The sequence below is a fragment of the Pseudomaricurvus alkylphenolicus genome (genome assembly GCF_011683955.1).
GTDB lineage: Bacteria > Pseudomonadota > Gammaproteobacteria > Pseudomonadales > Cellvibrionaceae > Pseudomaricurvus > Pseudomaricurvus alkylphenolicus.
On record NZ_JAAQPI010000004.1, the window covers coordinates 439,358 to 461,990 of the forward strand.

The window sequence follows — 22,633 nt, forward strand, 5'->3', positions numbered from 1 at the left end:
ATGTTTTTTAGAACGAGCGCTTTAGAGTCAGCGACAAGTTGTCACGATCTTTCAAGAGTCCTCCCAACCCGGCGTTGACCGGACCAAAGAAAGCGTTGTAACTCGCTGATAGGATCCAGGTTTGATCGATATCGAGGACAATTCCGAGACTGGCACTGCCGCGCTCCTCGTCACCACCGAAAGAAAAGGGGCTTTTTTCACCATCAATGGTGTAAGAAAGACTCATGGGCACGCTCAGGTCCCACCCTGGATAGACTTGATACCAGGTAGGCTTGAATACAGCGCCAATGGTGCTGACAACTCGATTTTCGTATACACGATGATCCACCAGACCACAGTTTGCATTGCAGTCGTCCAACATCTGGAAGGTCGCCTCCAGCAGATAGGACCCACCTTCCCAGAAACCGTTGTCATTCAATAAACCAAGGCCATTAAGGACCACTGACCAGATATCACCTTGGGCGCCAAGGAAGTTTCCGGAATTGTAGTCGTCGTAGCTACCGGGAATATGGCCGAGACCAAGGGCGCCTTCGATACTATCAACAAAGGGGGTCGGCGCACCGTAAAAGCGTCTCAGTGAGTTGGCAAGATCCGGGGCGATAGGAGCGTTCTTGCGTAGAACTATATCCGCGCCGACGCTGATACCGTTGATTTCTTTTGCCAGGGAAATCGCGAACAAGTCAATATCGTCTTTGAAAATCCATCCGGCCTGGCCGGTCACAATATTGCCCGCTTCAACATTGATCTCCGGCGCGTTGGGTGGGCAAGGCTGCAGTACACCGGCTGAACAGCCACCTGCCCAGCCCTGCAACAGGGCACCCGCCACCGGGTTGCCCGCCTGAGCCTGAACCGCGGCCAACTGGCCGGTATCAAATCCCGCGTGCAGGCCGTGTAGATTTTTGTCGACGTAGTTCAGATAGATAAAGGAAGTCTCCAGCCCCCATCGCTCAATGTAGTACTGAAGATTGATTCCCCACTCGTCACTCTCGGTTTTGTCGTTGCGCATTCGCATTCCCACGGCAAACGGACTACCGGGCGTGACGGTGATAAACTCGCTGTCTTCTGTCAGGCCTTCAGCCGGGCTAAAAAAGGTGCCCGTTTCCGGCATGCGATAGCGCTGGTGTTCGAAGCTGTAATAGGCGTTGAGAGTGATATTGTCAGACAGCTGCCACACCCCGGACAGTTTCGCGGAAGGAATAAACAACTCTTTGGCTTCACTGCCAGGAACGGAGAGGGACTTGGAGAAATCCAACGCGGCCATGGCTCCACCAACGCCTGCAATAGCTCCCGTGGCCAGCAGGCTGTTCCCCCAATAGATAGTATGACGGCCGGCACGCAGGCCCAGCGAACTCTCCCCAATATCCCAGCTGCCAAAGAAGAAGGCATCCAGAATCTCGGCATCGGAATGGTGAAGATCCTGTGCTGCATCGGAGTACTCCCCCGGAGAAACGCTAGCAGACGCCCACGACAAGCTGCGATCGACGGGGTGATCAGAATCTTTGTACTGATGATCGTACCACCCGGATGCGCTGATTCGGAATCCGAAATTGTCTTTGAAAATAACATCGAACTCGGACAGAACATCAACTCGTGTACTGATCAAACCCAGGCCAGAACGATCCACCGACAGATCGGAATCATCTGCCAGATACCAGGCAGCACCCGCGCGAGGGGTATACACATCTTCATCCTGGGAGGCGACCCGCGACATCAGGTTCAGTTTGACAGTGTTATCCCAACGTATTTCCCAGTCACTGGACGTATCGAATTGAAAGGCATTGACGTTGGCACAGGCAGCCGAAAAAGCCGCCATTGCCATAAGGCATTTATTCATATCTCTCCCCGGAGAAGCTCTATTTTTGGTGAATTTTTGGAAAAAGTGCCTCCCATGGGGAGGCCAACTGCTACTACTGCAGAGAGAACTGCATCACTGTGAATTGTTTGGAAGGCTGCCATCGAATCATCAAACTAACCTCTCTAGAATGTCGTAGCTATTTGTTCTCTGATATTCTTATAATGGTTATCAAGCAAAACGCTCGGTGCCACTTTAGTGGAATCAGACCCTGCTTGACTATGATATGAGCAACCAGGAACAATTGATAAAATGTTACACCTCGACATCCCCGCTCATTAACTTGAATGCCATTGCAATGAAATCCGGCCAAGACAAGCAAGACATCGGAATCCGTACAGCGATCCTCTCAGACCTTCTTTCCACTGCGAGAGAATCAAATGTGGACATTGATTCCCTTTTACAACGTTGCGATATAAAACCGGATAGATTTATTACTCGACAGGGAAGAGTACCGGTTGCCAATGCAGTTAAGCTGATTCGTCGATGTGGATTTTTGATGGGTGATGAGTATATGGGTCTGCTGAGCAGACCACTGCCCGTGGGATATTTTCGCATGGCGATATTAAATGCCGTACAGCAGCCCACCCTGGGGGAGGCCCTTCAGCGTTTCTTTGAATTCAACAATCTTTTCTTGCCGGATTTGAAAACAAAATTAGTAAACAGACAACAGTTTTCAGAAATTCATCTGGTACGCAATTCCGGCGTCCGCTTTCGCAATAACGTCGCCGTAGACATGATCATCGCCATCATCCACCGCCTATCCAATTGGCTTTGCGATGAGTTGATTGTAGTGGACAGTCTCGAGCTGGACCACGAACCCCGCCTCTATCGACGGGAATACAAGCATATCTATTACGGCGCCGTCGTCAAATATCACGGTGACATCAATCGCCTTGTCTTTGACAGGCACTACCTGGATCTACCCGTGATTCAAAACGAAACCGATGCCGAAGCCTATTACCAGCGCGCACCGTTGGATCTCTTTCTGCCCCAGGACGTACAGGGAGAAACCAGCCGGGTGATAAGAAAGTTAATCAAGCAACAGTACACAACCAGAAACGTCATCGCCAACCTGCAAGAAGTCTCAGCGTTATTGGACCTGGGCCCTCAAACCATTCGCCGCCGCCTGGCCAAGGAGGGAACCAGCTACAACAGCATAAAGTCTCGGGTAAAACGCGACGTTGCCATGCGTGCCCTGAACGATCCGGATTTGACCATTGAAGAGGTGGCAATCCGTATAGGTTATTCAGAGCCGGCGGCATTTATTCGCGCTTTTAAGTCCTGGACCGGGTTTTCGCCTGCCAGATTCAGAAGGGGTGGATTTGAGACCGACACAGTGGATTAGTTTGTGGCGGTTCCAAAAATGGGCATGGTTCAAAAAACCTTGTTTTTGATCCATGTCGAAATATTCATTAATCTGGACAGGGCGCCCCACCCTGAATCCAGATTTTCATTGCCATTACAAAATCCTTATGGGTTCCCGGCGCTGAGCTTCTGCCCGGCCCCGGCTGCCAGGCCCAGCGAATCAGAGGGTCATCGTGCACATGGTGCACGAATTCCTTTTTGAAGGTTTTCATATCATTACGGCTGCCGCGAAACGCCAGAAAGCTGTTTTTGGCCGGATTGAGCCAGTTTTCGCAAAGTTCATGAGGCTCGATCCCCACCGGAACAACCATAGTGGCGGGCGGCATGTGCCAAACAAAGCCCGGCATCAAATTGTTGGCGGCCCCCGGTGGCATACCGGGGGCACTGCCATTTTTTGTTTGATGACAGCTGCGGCAGTTAACCGGTTTATCGGATTTCGGCACGGGTTGAAACTGAAAGTTGGCGAACATCAGCTGCAGATTGTTGGCCGCACTGATGTTCATGGGGTGCCGACGTCGGTCATCACCGACCGTGGGTCGGTGAACGCCATCAATTTCCTGACCGTGACAATTGGCGCAACGGGGATGTGTGGCCACCTGGTGTAAATATCGAAAGGCGTTTTCAGGAGAAGCCTCGTTCTTAAACACCTGATAGGCATCGGCCGTGGCACCATTGCCGATCAATGCGCCTACTGCCACTAACAGTAGCATAAGTAATCTGTTCATCAGGATGTCACCTCCGCCGTCAGACCATTCAGCACATGCTGGGCTTTCATCGGCAAATCACGCAGTCGCACACCAACGGCCTGATAGACCGCGTTGCCTATCGCGGGGCCGATGCCAATCACACCGGGTTCACCCAGTCCGGTCGGTACCTCTTCACTTTCGACAAAATGAATATCCAGCTCCGGAATCTCGTTCATTCGCAAAGGCAAGTAACTGTTGAGGTTGACGTCTTTGACCTGCCCCTTTTCGAACTCGGTAAATTCGTTCAGCGCCAGACTGACACCCCAAAAGGCGCTACCCTCCAGCTGAGCAAGCGCACCATCGGGATGCACGATCAACCCTGCATCGACAACCATGGTGATTTTTTTGACCGTGATTTTGCCCGTCTGTCGATTTACATGCACATGCGCCGCCGTGGCGATCCAGGCGGGCATGGTGCGCTCCTGTCCAGCGGTAACGGCAACGCCAACGCCTTCATTTATCGGTAGTTTATTGCCATAACCAATGCGCTGCTTTAGTACATCCAGTGTGTTTTTCAAACGCAGGGCACCACCGACACTCTCCGGTGCCTTGCCCGCTTGTTTGCCTTTTCCATCCAGCATAGACAAACGGAATTCAATCGGGTCACGCCCAGTTTTGTGAGCGATCTCGTCGATAAAGGATTCCAGCCCCCAGACAATCCAACCCTGTCCCACCGATCGCAGCCAACCCGGCAGGAATGTCTCTTGCGCCAGAGTATTGTTGATCACCCGCGCCCGGTGATTCGGCATGCTGTACCAATGATCGGCGCCACTGGCGGAGAAAGGATCGAACTTGCCCTTTTTGTCCAGGCTCTCGGGCATAAAACCTGGCGCCATGTCCAGAGTCGGCCAACCCGAAGAATGGGCCGTGTTTAAACCGGTCAGTGCATTGTCATTCAGACTGGCTTCAAATCCGGAAACCGATGGTGAACGCACTTGGTCAAAACGGGAATCATCGGCGCGGGTGAAAATCAACTTTACGGGCTTGCCGGTTTGCTTGGCTGTCAGTGCCGCCGGGATCATATAGTCTCCGTAGAGCCGACGACCAAAACCGCCACCCAGGTAATACTGGTGCATCACAATCCTGTCTTCGTCCACCTGCAGCGCCTTGGCCAATACCGGAAGTGTCAGTGACTGCCACTGGTTACCTGCATGAATATGCCAAATACCTTGCTTTAACTCCGCGGTCGTATTCATGGGCTCCAACGCGAAGTGCAGAGCCGTATTGGTGCGATAGATTGCACTCAAATGATTACTGGCATCTTGTTTCGCGCGATCAACATTACCCTCGTCAACAAATAGTACCCCCTCTGAAGTTTCGTTGACTTGTCGCTCGCCCTCCGACAGTATTTGCTGCTCATTGATATCGGCTCTGGACCCCGCCTGGTAATTGACCGAGATAACGTCTGCCGCCTTGATGGCCGTAGGATAGTCCCGAGCCAGAACCGATACCCAACCCTGAAGGGTGTCGCTGGGGTCTTCCAGAATCTCAAAACCCAGATAACCCGGCAAGGATTTCGCACCGCTGTCATTCACAGACACTACCTTGCTGCGATAACGCGTCGGTGGCAGGATCGGGCGTGCGTATATCATGCCATCAATTTCGACGTCGATACCGTACTTCGCACTACCATTGGTTTTGGCGGGAATGTCCAAGGCCTTAAAGTCTTTCCCAATCAGTTTGTGTGCAGACTTTGATTTCAGAGGTAATTTGGCCATTTCCTCCTGGGAAAAGTTGCGGTTAAAGTGCCCCTTTTGCACTATCTCTGAAAATTGGAGTCGACCCTTTGGAGTCACCACGCAACCGCCTTCCGTGTCACAGTCTGAGGCTTCGACACCGGCCAGTTCAGCACCTGCTTCAATCAAGGCCATGCGGCCCGCAGCGCCGGCTTGAGACAACGGCTTGTAAGACGTGAAGATCGACCAGGAACCGCCGGTGATCATGTAACCCCACTTGGGATCTGTGTCTACATGGCGAATTTCCATCTGCTCCCAGTCAGCACCCAGCTCATCCGCTATGATACGAGCCAGTGCGGTGCCTACGTGTTGTCCCATTTCCGCCTTGGCGATATTGATCAGGACCTTGCCAGTGGCATCGATTTCGAACCAGATGGTGGGGGAAAACACTTTGTCCGCCAGGGACTGCTGCGCCGTAGCCGTGGCAGCAAGAGCCGAAGGCGCAAACGCCATCATGACAGAAGCGCCCACGGAACCAATCAGGAAATTACGCCGCGACACATTGGCGGACTGATAGCGAGCCTGTTTGATGGATGTCATATCAAGCCTCCAGAGAATCTTGGTGGCCTGCAGGGTCATAAACTGCCACGGCATTATCGTTGGCTGCACGCTTTACAGCTTTGTGAATGCGTTTGTATGCCATACAGCGACATAGATTGGAACTCATGTGGTTAACAATATCCTCATCGGAGGGATTGGGGTTGTAACTGAGCAAGGTTGCCGCCTGCATAATTTGGCCGGATTGGCAGTAACCGCACTGTGGCACCTGCTCTTCGACCCAGGCTTTTTGCATGGGGTGGGTGTTGTTAAGGCCTTCGATAGTAGTGATCTCGGCACCCTGTGCCAACTCCAGGGGATATGAACAAGAGCGTATGGCATTGCCATCCACATGCACGGTACAGGCACCGCACATGGCGATACCGCAACCGAACTTGGTACCTTTAAGCTTAAACTCGTCACGAATAATCCAGAGTAACGGGGTATCTTTACTGGCAGCAGTTTTGACCAACTTGCCATTCAATCTAAATTCAATCATGGCTGACATCTTTCGAAAGGAGGGTGTGATTGTTAAGTGAGAGAAGGATAATGAAGAGGCGGCACTCTCCACAATTAGTCACCAAAAAGTGACTGGTCGGAAAAAAGTAACCGCCTTTGGCAGATTAATCAGGCGTGTGCGTCCAGATAATCATCCACATCGACGCTGAGCACTCTCAGATGCGTGAGCGCAACATAGACCATCATGCCAAGTGTCATACCCACCAGGGAGTACTCAATGGCCGGCATGAACGAACTGGCAATGGTGATTGACACACAGATCACGGTATTACCCACAATGGCTTTGCGCCATGGTGGAAAGGCGTACCAGTAGGGAATCTGTTTACCGAGATAGAAAAACACCAGACCCACGATGGCCAACAAACCGAAGGTTGGCCGATCCAGATCCCCCAAAATTGAGTGTCGAATCAGATTGGCCAGTATCAACAGCCCCATACACAAGAACAGATGGCTGAACACCAGCAGGTTGGGCGCATCAAGCCTCTGGCTGCGTTCCATGGTTTCGAAACTGTCGAAGTAGATCCACCAAATGGACCCCAGCAATGCGAAACCGAATACGGAACTGAGTATGGCCGTCTTCGTCCATTCGACTTCACTCAGCGCTGCCACCATGGCAATCACCGATTCGCCCAGAATAATGATCGCCAACAGACCGATACGTTCCACCAGATGCTTGCGATCCACAGGGCGAGTCAGGGTCTTCTTCTGCAATATAGCTTGCAGAAATATATCCAGGCCGATGCCGCCATAGAAAACCAGATACCGAAGCGTGCCATCAAAAGCCACCGACAGCAGACTGACCAGGGCACCGGCTCCGATAATTGCCCCCATATCCTTGGCGAAGTTCACTTCGTCGCGAAAGTGGTGGTGCACATAGAAATACTGGGCAGCAAGAATCAGTCGAACTCCGGCATAGAGTGACGCAAATTGTACAAAACCCTCACCCATACTGCTCTCAGCAAAGGTGGAAAACACCACCATCAGCCCCATCACTGCCAGGGTAATCATCCGGTCGTAGCGGCTGTCGCTGTCAAAGCGATTGGAGAACAAAGTATGGGTCATCCAGATCCACCACACGGGAATAAACACCAACGGGAAGCGCAGCAGTTGCTCGGTACCGATGTGGCCATCGTGGGTGTGTGCCAGATCATGGGTAACCACACCGATAACCGCGACAAAAACAAGGTCGAAAAACAGCTCCAACCAGGTAGCATGGCGTGAATCGTGTTTATAGAGTTGAGAAATCATAGTCACCTCTTCTCTTTGGCCTCAACGATCACCGCCACAACTTCCGTGTTGCCGACATTGGTAACCTGATGACTCCAGGCCTCGTGCCACATCACTTGGCCATCGGGCACCGTTACGACCATGGTTTTGCCGTTCTCCAGTGTGATGGCAAGCGTGCCTCCACGCTCAAAGTAAACGGTTTCATTGTTGTGATGGTGCATGGCATCGGCGTCACCTGGCTTCAGCACCATCTTCAACACCAGGACTTCTTCGTTTTCAGTAAGTACCTGGTAGAATTCCGGTGACGCTGTATGAGCGGCGGTGAGCTTGTCCGCCAGCGCATGACCGCAGACTATAAGAGCCGTGGCAAAGGCAAGAGATTGCATCAGCGTTTTCATGTTGCATTGACCTCATTATAAGATCCGGCAACAACGTTTCAGTGGCGTTGCCGGTTAGTCATCAGGACCTTTTAGAGTTGCGCTTCGATGTGACTGGCGAAACGCTTAAAATCGTTTTCAGTGTCTGCGTTTTTCATCACATCGTAGCAAGCAAAGGTCTCCAACCCTTCCATGCCAAAGAACCGGAAGTTCATATGCATGGGGAAGAACAAATCGTCCACACTCTTACCCTGGAACAAGTATTCGCCAGAGTCGTTAAATGACTCTTCGGGTGCGTTAAAGGTTAGCGACAACATATACTTCTTGCCGGTAAGGGTGCCGCCAGCGCCGTAGTTCTTTTTGGGCTCTTCCGCCGTGCGGCCGTCGCCGTTGCAGAGGGCGCCGCCCATACCCGCGGTGTAGACTTCATCCATGTACTTTTTGAAAGTCCAGGGCACCCCCATCCAGTTCACAGGGGTCTGCAGCAGCACGATGTCGGCCCACTGGTGATTTTCCAACTCTTGCTCCACGTCCCAGGTATCGTCAACCACCACTATGCGGGTCTGGTGCCCCTTGGCTTCAATCAGCTCCTGGGCCATTTGCACCAGGGCACCATTCAGGCGACCTTCGGAAAACGGGTATTGATGGTGGGCGTTGATAATCAGAACATTACTCATAACGTAAACCTCTTAAGGTGATTCGATCAATGAATACAGGTGAATTGTTGTTGCCAGGTATACTATGGTAACCTTTTACCCATGTTCAATTAGTTTACTTTTGGTAACCTGCAATCCGGGGTCGTTTGAAAGTTCGACAAGAGTAAAATCACAGGAGGAATCGACAATGGGTGGCGTTGTACAAACCGATGCACGCGGCAGAAAAACCGTATTGGACGCCTGCACAGAGCCCTGTGCGATCGAAAAGGGCATGCGCATGATCGGCGGCAAGTGGAAGGGCTCCATCCTCTGGCACCTTCAGGACGAACCGGTTCGCTTTAATGACCTGACGCGATTGCTGGGCGGCGCCAGCAAGAAAATGGTGGATCAACGGCTCAAGGAGTTAGAGAGCGAGGGCATGGTACTGCGCAAGGTCATTAACGACCGGCCAGTCGCGGTCACCTACGAGCTGACGGATTTTGGCCGTACCGCACTGGATATTCTGGACAGTCTGCGAGAATGGTCGGAGACCTATATTGAATAAAGGGGTGCGCTCCAGGTTACCAAAAGTAAACTAATTGAATCCTCCCCAACAGAGCGGATAATAGGTCGTCATGATTATTGCGGAGTTCCACCATGTCCGACACCCATCACATCTCTTGCGACTGCGGTAGCGTCAAACTGACAATGCAAGGCGAGCCCAAAGTACGCGGCTTTTGCCACTGCGAAGACTGCAGGGATCTGCTCAAGATTCCCTATCATTCCGTAACCGCGTGGGAGTCCGATCAGGTCACATTCACCTCAGGCGAACAGGAAGCCGCAACCTTCCAACACCCCACAAAACGCATGCAACGCATTTACTGCAAGCACTGTGGCGAAACCTTGTTTAATACCAATGCTATGGGTTGGCGAATCATTTCCCAACTGTTGATTCGCAAGTGCTACAATGATGAGCTTCCTGAGGAGCTGAAGTCTAAAATGCACTTCTTTTACGATCGACGCATCGTTGACATCGACGATCCGTTACCGAAACGGCCTTGAGTTGTTGGCAGCAGTAGAGACGAAGGTAAGCACCTCCGTCTCCGATCGTGCTAGGTTTTCTGTGCCCGCAACATATCACCCAATGCTTTACCAAACAGGGATGAGCCTCGCAGATACAGACCACCATCAACTTCAATCACCTGTCCAGTAACAAAACCGGCCAACTCAGAAGAAAGCATCAGGCACATATTGGCAACGTCGGTTTTCTCGCCCAGTCGGTTAAGAGGTGTGTAGTCGATGGATACCGCCAGAGACTCCTCGCTGGCGGATAAACGTTTCATGCCTTCGGTATCGGCAATAAAGCCCGGCACTACTGAGTTGATGCGAATACCCTCTTTACCCCATTCCAATGCAAGCACCCGCGTAATCTGATCAACGCCCGCCTTGGCAGCCCCCACATGGCCCTGGGCTTCACTCGGCTGATAGCCTTGCGGAGCCGAAATATTGATGATGCTACAACCCGGTTTTTTCAGGAATGGGTAGGACGCCTTCATGACGTGCAAGGTGCCCATCAGATCAATTTCGACCACGGCGCGAAAAGCATTGACCGACATATCTGCGACGAGCGCCGGAAAGTTACCCGCCGCTCCGGACACCAGAATATCGAAGTCGCCCAGTTGCTCATGAAAGAATGTGAGCCCCGCGGCAACCGCTTCTGAGTCACGTACGTCGAAGGCCTGACCGATTGCCTTTGATGCACCTGCTTTCAGCAGCGAAGCCACCGTGTCGTCAACTTTGTCCTGGCTGCGGCTCGCCACTGCCACACAGGCGCCCTGCCCGGCAAACGTTTCCGCAATCCCGCGGTTAATTCCGGACGTGCCACCAACGACGATAACCACTTTATCTTGAAAATCCAGCGTAACAGCCATCTCAATTCCCCGGAGTAAAAGTTAAGGGTTTTGTTAGTATAGATGGCTTATACAGGTAGACAACGAAATAGCGCCCCATAAATGGGGACGCTATTTCGCCAATCAGGAGGGCAATGTATCTATCAGAAACTGTACTTCAGTTTCAAACCATAGTTTTGAGGATACAGAGGCGTGGTCTGCAAACGGTCGTTACCACCGGTGGTGGAACGGGCCGTAACCTCTTCATCCTCGATGTTTTCGATAAAGGCCTCGATTGCAAAACTCTCCTCCGGTGAGATCCAGGTCAGGCGGAAGTCCGTCTTGCTGTAGGAGTCCTGCACGCCACCCGGAGTATTCGGCAGGTTGAAACCATGGTTGGAGTAATCGTCAGAATAGGCAACCTGAATGGAGGGCGTCAGAACACCGTAGTCACCCAGCTCGATATCGTACAGGGCGCTCAGGTTAAAACTGAACTCTGGAGTAAACGGCGCACGCTCACCCGCCAGGTTAACGAAATTATTCACTACACCATTTTGCAACTGGTAAGGGTTAGATGAACCAAACTTACCATACTCAGCGTCCACCCATGCGGCGTTAAAGGCGATTTGCATCCCCTCGATCGGCAACACCAACAGCTCGATTTCAAAGCCGTCGGCTTCAATATCACCACCGTTGACCGAAGTGGTGGTCACACCACCACCGGGAATTTCGGTCTGGATACTGGTCAACAGGTTGGTGTACTCGGTGTGGTACGCCGCCAGGTTAACCTGCAGGCGATCATCCCAGAAGCGGCTCTTCAAACCGAGCTCCCAGGATTCCGACTCCTGTGGGTCAGTGATGTTGCCATTGTGGCTCAATGCACCTGAGAGGAAACCGGTGGAGCCACTGACGTAGGCCATCATCTCTTCGTTGATATCGTATTCCAGACCAAAGCGCCAGGTGGTATCGGTGTACTTTTTCTCCGGGAACACGCGATCAACACCGGAGCTGTAATTAAACACATAGAGATCGGTGGGGCTGCCGGCCAGTGGTGCGGTGGGTGAAGGGGGAACAAAGGTCACGAACTTCTCGAAGTCCGGCAGACCGCTGTAGTTACTGGAACCGCCAACGGCCTCCTTATCCTCAGAGTTGTAACGCAAACCGGCAATCACACGAAACTCATCGGTGAGTGAGTATTCCACCTGGCCGAAGACACCAAATACATCGGTCTCCGTGCGCAGTTCTTCGGCATAACGGCTGCCGTAGACGGTAGTGGTGTCAACAATTGGGGTACCACTTTGAACGGTGTGCAGTACACCATTATCGTCGGGGACCTGAATACGGTTGTTATCGTGCGCCGTGTGGCTGTACTGGTAGTAACCGTACTGAGTCTCGTCGTGGGAGAAGTACATGCCGGCGGTCCACTGCAACGCACCGTCATCAGTGGACACCAAAGTAAATTCCTGGGTCCAGGACTCAGCGTAGTCGGTGGCGGAGCCACGGCTGAATGGCTGGCCGCTATAGTCAATGTCGCCAGCGGCATCCATCTTAAAGTCGGTATAGGAGCTGATGGACTTGAAGGCCATGCCGTCCAGATCCCAGTTCACTTCGATGGTGACATTGTCCTCAGTCAAGTCGCCATTTTCGACATAGTCGTATTCAATATCGTAAAAGCCTTGGGTGGCATAGCTAACTTCGCTCAGACCGGCACCATTGCGGGGGTTCTGGCAGTCCAGAAATTCGCCATAGAGGTCGGTCAGGCCGTTAGCCGTTACCGGGCGACAAATCCCCGCGGTGGAAAAGAGGCCTACAAAAGTGCCTTTTTCTTCAGCGCTGGAGACGCGAGCCAGTACTTCCAAATTCTCACTTGGCTGCCACAGCGCAGAAACCCGCAGGGAGACATTGTCATCAATCCCCAGGTCTTTACCCGCGCTGTTCTCGATCCAGCCGTCACTGCGTTCGGTGAGTCCTGCGACCCGCAGGGCAAAGGTATCGCTGACAGGGATATTGAGCACACCCTCAGTGCGCACGACCCCAAAGCGAGCCGCAGTCACTTCCAGTTCGCCGCTCTGTTCCTCAAGGTCTGGGCGATTGGTATGCAAGTTAATGGCACCACCAAAGGTATTACGACCGTAGAGTGTTCCCTGAGGGCCCTTCAGGACTTCAAGACGCTCCACATCATAGAAAGCACGGGTCTGCTGAGAAGCTCGGGGTTTGTAGACACCGTCTACAAACAGGCCCACCACCGAGGCATTGTCACCATAGGTGTTGTTTGAATTGGTGCCGCGAATGGCAATCTTGGCATCGTTGCCATAGGTACCGTATGAGATACCAGCGCCGATCAACTCAAGACGGGAAATGTCCGTCAAACCCGCTTTGTCCATACCTTCAGCGGTGATGGCCTGTACTGACTGGCCAATATCCTGCAATCCTTCCTGCCGTTTCTGGGCTGTGACAATTATCTCTTCCAGTGCCCAAGTATCTGCATCTGATTCGGCGGCCGATACCGACACCGGCAGCAGCGCAGCACCCATGGTGATCAACGCAATTTGCTTGGCTAGGAAATGCTTAGCTGTCATGTGAACTCCTCACTTATGTGATTATTTTTGGCTTTTGACTTCGAATGCAGTCAAGTTGAATTTGAATATACTCCCACCTATCGGCACATTCTTTCGCTCGCGTACTGTTTTTTTACTGCCCCCTCATTTTGTTGTTTAGGGGTGTTAATGCAAAAAAACCGGGCTTGCGCGGATTTCGCGCAGGCCCGGCCTGGGTAAGGTCCAATTGGAGAGGATGCCCGAATTAAGAGTAAGCGGGGATCAGGCGGCCTCGCGAAGCCCCTTGACCCGTTCCAGCAAGTCCACACCGATTTGCAGGCAAGCATAGAGCAGGTCCACCAGCACCCAATCCTCGTGCAGCAGATCGTCCCGGCGGGTGTAAAAATCCATAATGCGCCATTCAACCCGATTACCGGTAGGTGCAATACCCATAAATTCGCCGGTGTGAGTGCCCTGAAGCGCTCTGAGTCCGCCCATGGCAGCGCAGTGTCCTTCACCAAAGCGCGCCTTGTGAAAGCCGCCGATACGATCAGGATGGCCCGCGACAATCGGTCCCTGGGCATTGCGGTAAAACTCTTCCATACCAAAGGCACTGCCTATACCACTGGGGCCATACCAGACCATATCCTCGGTCCAGTGGCCTTCCATACCCGGCTTTTCGCGATCGGTTTTATCGTACTGCATGCCCTTGAAGAGCATGTTGTAAAGCACCTGGAAGGATTTTTGCGACTCTTGTTCGTCCTGGGGCTCCAGCAGCACGCCATTGCCTGCCATCGGTCCGGGTACCCAAATCTCGCGACCGGGGCTGGGGGGGACCACGTCAACGCCTGCCTGCTTCATCAAGCTAATGATGTCGAACAACGTATAGATCTCAACGATCTTACCGTCCACAAGGCGGCTAAATTCACCAAATCGAAAATGCACGGTCTGGCCAGTGGCGGGTATGCCGAGAAAGTCCTCGGCAAAGGTACCAATGTAGTCGCCCATGCCCGCAACCCAATCCTGCGTATCTTCCAATTTATGGACTTCTGGACCTACCTGTCCACCCAGGAACAGATACGTGCGTTTATGCAGATCCGGGAAGGAACGTAGCAGTGGTTGCCAAAGCTCCCGGTAGAGGGCGTCGCGTCCCTGGATGTTGTTAAAGGGGTGAGGTCCTTGCCAAAGAATGTCTTCGTCCATAAATTCATCGAGCAGATCACCGATCCGGCCGGGAGCCTGATTGCAGCGCTGCCAGAAATTCCACACGGTGGTCTTGCTTTGTTGAACGATGGGATGAGTCATAAAGTGCCTGTTTAAAAGTGCCTGCGTAAACCTATACGGCTGTGATAAACGTTGATCTCCAGGATTGCCTATAGTCCTAGACTGTTGCCCTTAACGACCAACGCATTGAAAGAGTGTTTGCCCTCGAAGTAGGCAACGATCCGTCCCCGTGAGTCGCGAAAAAGTGGAAAACACTTCTCGCCGTTGCCCCAGGTGTTCCAGTGGGAACACAGCGCACCGCCTTCAGCGCGCCAACGCCCCGAGTCACGACTGCTGCCAGACTCGCCCCGCTCTTGTCGCAGGTTCAGGTAGTAAACCGCCCAGAAGCTTTCTTCACCTCGCTTGGCGCCGTCGCTGACCAGAGTATTGCCCTTGAGCAACGTGCGAATTTCGGCGTCGCTCAGGGGAGTAAGCATGTCTTTGGTCTCCTCCGAGAGGGCATAGCGGCTGGTCGCTGCCAGAAAGCAGATACTCACAATCGCAAGATGAAGGAATCTCTGGGACATAAACGTTCCTGGGTGCGGTGGGGGTCTGAAAAGACTACACCTCGGAACGGGGATTTACTTACTTTAGCGTACGCTTTTTTTACGGCCGCCTCACTTAAGCGCGTCCTTACTGGGACAGCCGTTTGGCAGCCGGCAATACGGTCCCGGCATGACGAAATTGTTTGGGGCTGCAGCCGAATCGCTTCTTGAACGCCGTACTGAACGCCGGCGCGTGCCGAAATCCCACTTGCAACGCAATCTCCATCAGCGAACATTCACCTTGCTGCAATAACCGCATCGCATGCTGCAGCTTCAGTTCGCGACAGTATTCAAAAATTGGCGATCCATAGAGAACCTTAAATCCAAAACAGAGCTTGTTGCGGTTGAGTCCAACCTGATGGGCAAGATCATCAATACTCGGCGGATCAATATAGTTTCCTTTGATGATCCGGTGAGCATCTTCGAGCAACTTAACATCGCGCTGGTGCAAGTCCAGCGCCGACGTATCGTCTGGGCCACTCAGCAAGGCTTCGGCGACAAAACTGATGATCTCACGCGCCTTGCCCTCCAGATACAACCGCAGCAAGTTGCCGTTCAAACGGCACTGCATCACCTCAGTGGCCACCGAAGCCAGCTCTGGAGACAGCGGAAGAATCACTACCCGAGCGCGGCGTTTCTCATCCTGTTCGAAGTCCTTGAATAGCGAGGGCATGGATTGCATATCCAGATGCCAGACATCGCTGAGCAGTCGCCTGGGTAACAGCAAGGTGACTCCGCAATGTCGACTGTCATTATCGGTAACCTGATAAACTTCGAACCCTGGGGGCTGATCAATCAGGTAACAGACCTGGCCGGAGAAACTGCTACTGCCTTCATTGACCCCCTCGAAACGCCCCTCTCCCACCAGGCTGAGGCGAATGCGGATCATATCGTCCCCCATCAGCTGCTGACGGGCCCTGCCGTTAAAGGAGACATCACCTCGGGAAAATACCAGCTCGCTGCCGGGTTCACTGATTTCGTAGCTACCGCCGTAACCCGAGGCCAGGCTACTGTCGAAGGCGTCCGAGCGGTAGCGAACGCCGAAGTCTGATGGCTGCATCAAGGTGGAGTCGGGTTTAACATGGGCCTGAACATCGGCGAAAAAACGATCTACAATCTGTTGGTGTGCAAAACCCATGGTTCAACTGACCTAATTTTTGTGAGTGGCGATGGTGCGTCAGAACTGAAGTATAGATTACAGGATAACGGTCCGCGCTCCGTTCAGCACTACTCGCCGCTCAACATGCAACTTAACGGCCCGGGCCAGGGTCGTGGCCTCAGTATCATGCCCCAACACCACCATATCGGCCGCCGTCTGAGCGTGGGTTACCGGTCGTACATCCTGAGCGATAATCGGCCCTTCATCCAAATCCGACGTGACGTAGTGGGCGGTTGCGCCAATCAGTTTTACGCCCCGCGCGTGTGCCTGATGATAAGGCTTGGCGCCTTTAAAGCTCGGCAGAAACGAGTGATGAATATTGATCGCCCGACCTTCGAGCTGTTGACACATATGATCGGACAATACCTGCATATAGCGCGCCAACACCAGAAGATCCACGCGTTCTTTGTCCATTAATCCCAGAATTTGCGCCTCCTGCTGAGGCTTAGTCTCTTTACTGATGGGGAAATGGTGGTAAGGAATACCATACCACTCGACCAAACCGCGACAATCGTCATGGTTAGACACCACACCAACGATATCCACTGGCAGGACACCGGATTTCCATTTGGTCAGCAGCACGTTCAGACAGTGGTCGTACTTGGACACCGCCAACAGCAACCTGGGGCGGTAGTCCATCGGCGTCATGCTGTATTCCATGTTGTAACGATCCGCCAACTGAGCAAACTGCTGCTGAAAACGATCGATATCTTCGGTAAGGGAGCGATCATCAAATACCTTGCGGTAAAAACACGTGTGATTATCCGGGTCGGTGTAATGAGAGGTATCGGTAACAAAAGCACCACAGCGATAGAACAACTGCGACACTTCCGCAAAGATGCCCAGACGATCCGGGCATTTGTAAGTCAAAATATACTGCTTGCAGGCGGTCTGCTGCGTCATCGACACACTCCTTAACGTTGACCGGTTTCAATACGACACCCGAATTCGCGTCCGGCATCCAACAGCCAACTGGCCAAATAGTCGGCAAAACTGCGACGGATCACCAGATCAAAACTGCCGTCGGCCTTTTTGCTGACCAGCGCCGTGGCCTTGGCCAGGGTAGTCTGGACGCAGCGACCTGGGCCAAAGTGTCTGGGATGAAAGTCGTAACCACTGGATTTCTTCAGAACGGTGGCCACCGCTTCTCCACTGAGGTTAATCAATGTCTGGCCGCCGCTGATGTCCACGATGGCAATATGGCCACTGATGGCTTGCCGCAGTGCCGTTTCAGTCCGGCCTTCCGAGCCACCCGGGACTATCAGCAGCCATTCGTTGGGCCCCAGCCAGTAAATGCTGTTGTCGCCGTTGGTCTCAAACGTTCCCGGCGAAAGCGGTAATGTCACCCCCAACACCTGCTCCACTCCAGCTGTGAACAACTCACTCTGCGGATTACCGCGTAAATTCAGGTGCCCTCGAAGCCCGGCTTCTTCAACCACTAACCCAACCGCGCCCTTTTTTGCCTGTGCCATACCGGAAAATTTACCCAGGAAGTAGTGCAACGGCGACTCGATACTCACTGCGGCATTGACTGATGCAGAGACTGTATTGGTCGTGGCTTTGTCTTCAATAATTTCAGACATTCTGACGATCTCCCTTGGGGTCGTAAAACACGGAGCTGACAATCTCAGCAGCAATATTGCGGCCATCGGCCAGCGGGCAATGCACCACCTCGCCCATGCGGTTGAGCCCCCCCTTGACCACCGCCAGCGCGAAGCTGTGGCCGAGGTTGGCGCTGTAATAACTGGAGGTCACGTGCCCTTGCATATCCATGGGTATTGCTTGGTTCGGGTCGTTGACGATCTGTGCTCCCTCGGGCAACACTTCCTTTTCATTCAATGGTTTAAGCCCCACGAATTGCTTGCGGTTTTCTCGCACAGTGTCGCTGCGCTCCAGAGAACGTTTGCCAATAAAGCTGAAAGCCTTTTTCTTGCCCACCACCCAGTCCATATTCATGTCCTGGGGTGTCATGGAGCCATCGGTGTCCTGGCCAACGATAATAAAACCCTTCTCGGCTCGCAGAACGTGCATGGTTTCAGTGCCGTAAGGCGTTATATCAAACTCCCTACCGGCCTCAATCAACTTCTCCCAAATGTAACGGCCATAGTGGGCGGGTACATTCACCTCGAACGACAGTTCGCCGGTGAAGCTGATGCGGAAAATACGCGCCTTCACGTCTGCCACAGTGCCGTCACGCCAATCCATAAACTTGAAGCTGTCGTTGGACAGGTCCACGTCTTGGCACACTTTTTCAATCACTTTGCGAGCGTTGGGCCCGGTCACGGTGGCAGTGGTCCAGTGGTCAGTCACGGAGGTAAAGTACACTTCCAGTTCCGGCCATTCCGTCTGCTGCCACAGTTCCAACCAAGCCAGAACCCCGGCGGCACCACCGGTGGTGGTGAACATCAGATAGTGGTTTTCTCCGAGACAGGCGGTCACGCCGTCGTCAAAGATCATGCCATCTTCTTTCAACATCACACCGTAACGGCACTTGCCCGGTGCCAGCTTGAGATAGGCATTGGTATAAATTCTGGTGATAAACTCAGCGGCATCCGGCCCCTGAATATCAATCTTGCCCAAGGTCGAGGCATCAAGGATACCAACACTGTTGCGCACGGCCAGACATTCACGATTGACCGCATCGTGCATGGTCTCGCCGGGTTTCGGGAAGTACCAGGGGCGCTTCCATTGCCCCACGTTTTCAAATGCCGCGCCGTTTTCCACATGCCAGCGATGCATCGCAGTGTAGCGCTCGGGGTCAAACAGCTCTTTGACATCACGCCCGGCGATAGCGCCGAATGTGGTGGGTGTATAGGACGGTCTGAAGATGGTGGTACCTGTTTCCGGAATGCCTTGCCCCAAGGCCTTGGATAAGATCGCCATACCATTAATATTACCCAGCTTGCCCTGGTCGGTACCAAAGCCCATCGCCGTATAACGTTTAACGTGTTCTACGGATTCATAGCCTTCGCGAGCCGCCAATTCAATACCGGCTGCGGTGACGTCCAATTGAAAGTCCACGAACTGCTTGGGTGCGCGACTGGTTCGTTTGCTATGGGGCACCAGGAACAGCGCCTGCTGTGGTTGTTCCTGCAGCTCCGTAAACTTCGGAAGCGGCAGCTGTGAAGTGTCCGTTCCAAATCCGGCCTGTTGCGCCGCTTCGGCTCCTGCACGAGCCCCTTCCTGAAGGCAACCAAGCAAGCTGTAGGTGCCGTTAGCGGCACCGGCGGAACGCTCTTTTTGTTTGGATTCACCCGGCAGGAAGCCGACCACGTCATCACTCCAGACCGGTTTGGCACCGGTATGAGAGCTGAGATGAATGGCTGGGCTCCAACCGCCGGAGCTGGCGAGCAGATCGCAACTCAGCGTTTGAGGCGGGCCAGTCACGGCACTGCCTTCGCGATTTAGGGGTGCCACCAGCGCTGCTTTTACTCGTTTGCCCCCACGAGCTTCAATAACACCGTAGCCATCCAGAATATCAATGCCCAGCTTTCGAGCATAATCAACCCATTCGCCTTTTGGGTTGTGTCGGGTATCCACCACTGCGACCACTTCACGTCCGGCGCTGTGCCAGTCAATGGCGGTCTGATAGGCACCGTCGTTGGTGGTAAAGAGGACGAGTTTGTTACCCGGCGCCACCCCATAACGATTAACATAGGTGCTAACACTGGAGGCGAGCATCACGCCTGGAACATCGTTATTGGCAAACACCAGCGGCCTTTCGATCGCGCCAGTGGCCAGCACCACCTGACGGGCACGTACCCGATGCAGGCGTTGCCGCACACCCGTGGTCGCCACCGGACCGAGATGATCCGTGCGACGTTCGAGGATCGCCAGGAAGTTGTGGTCGTAGTAACCAAAAACGGTACTGCGCGGTAACAGTTCCACATTATTGAAATTACTCAGTTCAGTGATCGTTTGTGAAACCCACTCACGACATGGCTTACCATCCAACGTCTGTGTCGCAGCCAACAAACTTCCGCCAAACTCATTTTGTTCGTCCGCAATAATCACTCTGGCACCAGTGCGCGCCGCTTCCAGCGCCGCCATCAGACCAGCGGGGCCTGCACCCACCACCAACACGTCGCAGTGCTGATTAAGTTTGTCATAAACATCCGGGTCGGCCTCCACCGGCGCACGTCCCAGACCGGCGGCTTTGCGAATCCAGGGTTCGCTGAACTCCCAAATTTTTTTCGAACCCATAAACGTCTTGTAGTAAAAACCCGGCGGCATCAGACCGCCGAGCAACCCCAGACTGCCTTTTATGTCGAAGTCGACACTGGGCCAGCCGCTGACACTGTTCGCCTCCAGCCCTTCGTAGAGTTCTACCTGAGTGGCACGCAGATTGGGAACCGTCTGCGAGCCGTGACTGATCTGTACAATGGCATTGGGTTCCTCAGCGCCATGGCCGACAATGCCTCTCGGACGACCGTATTTAAAGCTGCGCCCTACGATGTCGACACCGTTGGCCAACAGTGCCGCAGCCAGGGTATCGCCCTGTCGGCCCTGGTAGCGTTTGCCGTTAAAACGAAAATAGATCGGCTTGCCGTTGTCCGCACCGCGGTCAATTCTGCGGGTAAGCATTAGCGGGCATCTCCTGTTTGATTGGCAACTGTTGTCACCGTGGGGTTTTCACCCATGGGGTACGACTCCAGAATTTGATAGCTGACCGTGTCGCGGGTGACATTAAAGTAGCGTCGACAACCGGTCTGGTGATACCACATTTCGTGATGCAAACCACGGGGGTTTTTTCGGAAAAACAAATAGTCTCCCCACTGCTCATCGCTCTGGGCTTCAGGCTCCGGCGGGCGCGCAATGTGAGCCTCGCCACTGTAGCTGAACTCCTCTTCCTCACGAGTTTCGCGGCAATAGGGGCAGTAAATTTCTAACACAATAAATATCCTCTAAAAGTCGCGAATCAATGAGCCACACCGGCAGCGCCGTGCTCGTCGATCAAAGCACCGCTGGAAAAGCGATCCAGACTAAAAGGCGCCGCCAGGGGATGAGGTCGGTCATTGGCAACGGTATCGGCAAACACAAAACCGGAACCAGGCGTGGCCTTAAAACCACCAGTTCCCCAGCCGCAGTTAAAATAGAGCCCATCGACCGATGTCTTGCTGATCACCGGGCAGGCATCGGGGCAGGTATCCACAATGCCGCCCCACTGGCGGTTCATGCGAACCCGGCTGAAGGCGGGAAACAGTTCGCAAATGGCCTGCAGGGTGTGTTCGATGACGTGAAACGATCCCCGCTGACCGTAACCGTTGTAGGCATCGGTGCCGGCTCCAATCACCAGATCACCTTTGTCAGACTGGCTGATATAGCCGTGCACCGCATTGGACATCACCACGGTGTCGAGACAGGGTTTCAATGGTTCAGAGACCAATGCCTGCAGCGGTCGGGATTCCAGCGGAAGTCGCAATCCGGCCATGGCCGCCATCACACCGGAATTACCCGCCGTGACACAGGCCACCTTGCGAGCACCAATAAAACCCTGAGTGGTTTCGACACCAATAACCGTCCCATTCTGGCGACGGATGCCGGTCACCTCGGTTTGCTGAATCAAGTCGACGCCTAATGCATCAGCACCCCGCGCATAGCCCCAGGCCACGGCATCGTGGCGGGCGGTGCCGCCGCGCGGCTGCCAGGAGGCACCCAGTACCGGGTAACGGCAGTCGGGTGAGGTGTTTAACAAAGGTACGATGTCTTTGATCTGGGAAGGTGTCAGCACCTCACCATCAATACCGTTGAGTCGGTTGGCATTCACCCGGCGCTCGATGTCCCGCATGTCCTGCAGATTGTGCCCCAGGTTGAGCACACCGCGCTGGCTGAACATGACGTTAAAGTTCAACTCCTGGCTCAGCCCTTCCCAAAGTTTCATCGCCAGCTCGTACAGATGAGCAGCTTCGTCCCAGAGATAATTGGATCGGATAATGGTGGTATTGCGAGCGGTGTTGCCACCGCCCAGATAGCCTTTTTCCACCACCGCGACGTTGGTGATCCCATGTTCTTTGGCCAGATAGTAGGCCGTGGCCAGACCGTGGCCGCCACCGCCCACAATCACCACGTCGTAGTCGGTCTTGGGCTTGGGGTTACGCCACGCCCGCTGCCAGTTTTCGTGGTAGCTCAGGGCATTTTTGATGAGGCTCAGGCCGCTGTAGCGGGCCTTTGCAGAAGGCAGTTTCATGGTGTCGGTCCATTTGCAGTGATACTGCCTATTGGACCAATTGCCGCTTAGTGGCA

20 protein-coding genes are annotated in these 22,633 nt (G+C 53.5%); 3 read left to right on the forward strand and 17 right to left on the reverse strand.

What is annotated here, in order from left to right; genetic code table 11:
- Positions 1–7: 7 nt before the first annotated feature.
- A complete protein-coding gene (locus tag HBA55_RS13605) occupies positions 8–1,834 on the reverse strand; it encodes a DUF1302 domain-containing protein (RefSeq protein WP_166992011.1) in 1,827 nt (608 codons plus the stop codon).
- 316 nt (positions 1,835–2,150) lie between these two features.
- Here HBA55_RS13605 and HBA55_RS13610 point away from each other — a divergent pair, with 316 nt between their 5' ends.
- On the forward strand, positions 2,151–3,200 hold the full coding sequence (locus HBA55_RS13610) for an AraC family transcriptional regulator (RefSeq protein WP_240946057.1): 1,050 nt from the start codon (positions 2,151–2,153) through the stop codon (positions 3,198–3,200).
- Positions 3,201–3,267: 67 nt separating this feature from the next.
- Here HBA55_RS13610 and HBA55_RS13615 read toward each other — a convergent pair whose 3' ends face one another.
- From HBA55_RS13615 to HBA55_RS13640, 6 genes are all read right to left on the reverse strand, one after another.
- On the reverse strand, positions 3,268–3,945 hold the full coding sequence (locus HBA55_RS13615; RefSeq protein ID WP_166992017.1) for a hypothetical protein: 678 nt from the start codon (positions 3,943–3,945) through the stop codon (positions 3,268–3,270).
- On the reverse strand, positions 3,945–6,242 hold the full coding sequence (locus tag HBA55_RS13620) for a xanthine dehydrogenase family protein molybdopterin-binding subunit (RefSeq protein ID WP_166992020.1): 2,298 nt from the start codon (positions 6,240–6,242) through the stop codon (positions 3,945–3,947). Before HBA55_RS13620 ends, HBA55_RS13615 begins: the two co-directional genes overlap by 1 nt.
- A 1-nt stretch (position 6,243) precedes the next feature.
- Positions 6,244–6,738, reverse strand: coding sequence for a (2Fe-2S)-binding protein (locus HBA55_RS13625; RefSeq protein ID WP_166992023.1), 495 nt, complete (start codon positions 6,736–6,738; stop codon positions 6,244–6,246).
- A 128-nt stretch (positions 6,739–6,866) separates the two neighbouring features.
- On the reverse strand, positions 6,867–8,006 hold the full coding sequence (locus HBA55_RS13630; protein WP_166992027.1) for a low temperature requirement protein A: 1,140 nt from the start codon (positions 8,004–8,006) through the stop codon (positions 6,867–6,869).
- Positions 8,007–8,008: 2 nt separating this feature from the next.
- A complete protein-coding gene (locus HBA55_RS13635; RefSeq protein WP_166992031.1) occupies positions 8,009–8,383 on the reverse strand; it encodes a cupin domain-containing protein in 375 nt (124 codons plus the stop codon).
- A 71-nt stretch (positions 8,384–8,454) separates the two neighbouring features.
- Positions 8,455–9,039, reverse strand: coding sequence for an NAD(P)H-dependent oxidoreductase (locus tag HBA55_RS13640; RefSeq protein ID WP_166992034.1), 585 nt, complete (start codon positions 9,037–9,039; stop codon positions 8,455–8,457).
- Positions 9,040–9,205: 166 nt separating this feature from the next.
- Between HBA55_RS13640 and HBA55_RS13645 the strand changes: the two genes are divergently transcribed.
- Together HBA55_RS13645 and HBA55_RS13650 are read left to right on the forward strand one after the other, a co-directional pair.
- Complete coding sequence (locus HBA55_RS13645; RefSeq protein ID WP_166992037.1) at positions 9,206–9,562, forward strand: winged helix-turn-helix transcriptional regulator; 357 nt, start codon at positions 9,206–9,208, stop codon at positions 9,560–9,562.
- A gap of 92 nt (positions 9,563–9,654) precedes the next feature.
- Positions 9,655–10,059, forward strand: a complete 405-nt coding sequence (locus HBA55_RS13650; RefSeq protein ID WP_166992040.1) for a GFA family protein — start codon at positions 9,655–9,657, stop codon at positions 10,057–10,059.
- A 50-nt stretch (positions 10,060–10,109) separates the two neighbouring features.
- On the opposite strand, the gene HBA55_RS13655 is transcribed toward HBA55_RS13650, so the two are convergent.
- From HBA55_RS13655 to HBA55_RS13700, 10 genes are all read right to left on the reverse strand, one after another.
- Positions 10,110–10,928, reverse strand: coding sequence for an SDR family oxidoreductase (locus HBA55_RS13655; protein ID WP_166992044.1), 819 nt, complete (start codon positions 10,926–10,928; stop codon positions 10,110–10,112).
- 122 nt (positions 10,929–11,050) lie between these two features.
- On the reverse strand, positions 11,051–13,465 hold the full coding sequence (locus tag HBA55_RS13660) for a TonB-dependent receptor (RefSeq protein ID WP_166992047.1): 2,415 nt from the start codon (positions 13,463–13,465) through the stop codon (positions 11,051–11,053).
- Positions 13,466–13,705: 240 nt separating this feature from the next.
- Positions 13,706–14,728 carry an ester cyclase gene (locus HBA55_RS13665; protein WP_166992050.1) on the reverse strand — a complete coding sequence of 341 codons (1,023 nt, stop codon included), beginning with the start codon at positions 14,726–14,728 and terminating at the stop codon, positions 13,706–13,708.
- A gap of 68 nt (positions 14,729–14,796) precedes the next feature.
- On the reverse strand, positions 14,797–15,213 hold the full coding sequence (locus HBA55_RS13670) for a hypothetical protein (protein ID WP_166992053.1): 417 nt from the start codon (positions 15,211–15,213) through the stop codon (positions 14,797–14,799).
- A gap of 106 nt (positions 15,214–15,319) precedes the next feature.
- Positions 15,320–16,369, reverse strand: coding sequence for a helix-turn-helix transcriptional regulator (locus HBA55_RS13675; protein ID WP_166992056.1), 1,050 nt, complete (start codon positions 16,367–16,369; stop codon positions 15,320–15,322).
- 57 nt (positions 16,370–16,426) lie between these two features.
- Complete coding sequence (gene purU, locus HBA55_RS13680) at positions 16,427–17,293, reverse strand: formyltetrahydrofolate deformylase (RefSeq protein ID WP_166992059.1); 867 nt, start codon at positions 17,291–17,293, stop codon at positions 16,427–16,429.
- Positions 17,294–17,304: 11 nt separating this feature from the next.
- A complete protein-coding gene (locus HBA55_RS13685) occupies positions 17,305–17,973 on the reverse strand; it encodes a sarcosine oxidase subunit gamma (protein ID WP_240946058.1) in 669 nt (222 codons plus the stop codon).
- The gene (locus HBA55_RS13690) at positions 17,966–20,974 is read right to left on the reverse strand and encodes a sarcosine oxidase subunit alpha (protein WP_166992062.1); all 3,009 of its coding nucleotides are present in this window, start codon (positions 20,972–20,974) and stop codon (positions 17,966–17,968) included. Before HBA55_RS13690 ends, HBA55_RS13685 begins: the two co-directional genes overlap by 8 nt.
- Positions 20,974–21,282 (reverse strand): sarcosine oxidase subunit delta family protein, encoded by a 309-nt coding sequence (locus HBA55_RS13695; protein WP_166992065.1) that lies wholly within the window; start codon positions 21,280–21,282, stop codon positions 20,974–20,976. The genes HBA55_RS13690 and HBA55_RS13695 overlap by 1 nt, the downstream gene beginning before the upstream one ends.
- Positions 21,283–21,308: 26 nt before the next feature.
- Entirely contained in the window at positions 21,309–22,577 is a 1,269-nt protein-coding gene (locus HBA55_RS13700) for a sarcosine oxidase subunit beta family protein (protein ID WP_166992068.1), read from the reverse strand.
- Positions 22,578–22,633: the final 56 nt, after the last annotated feature.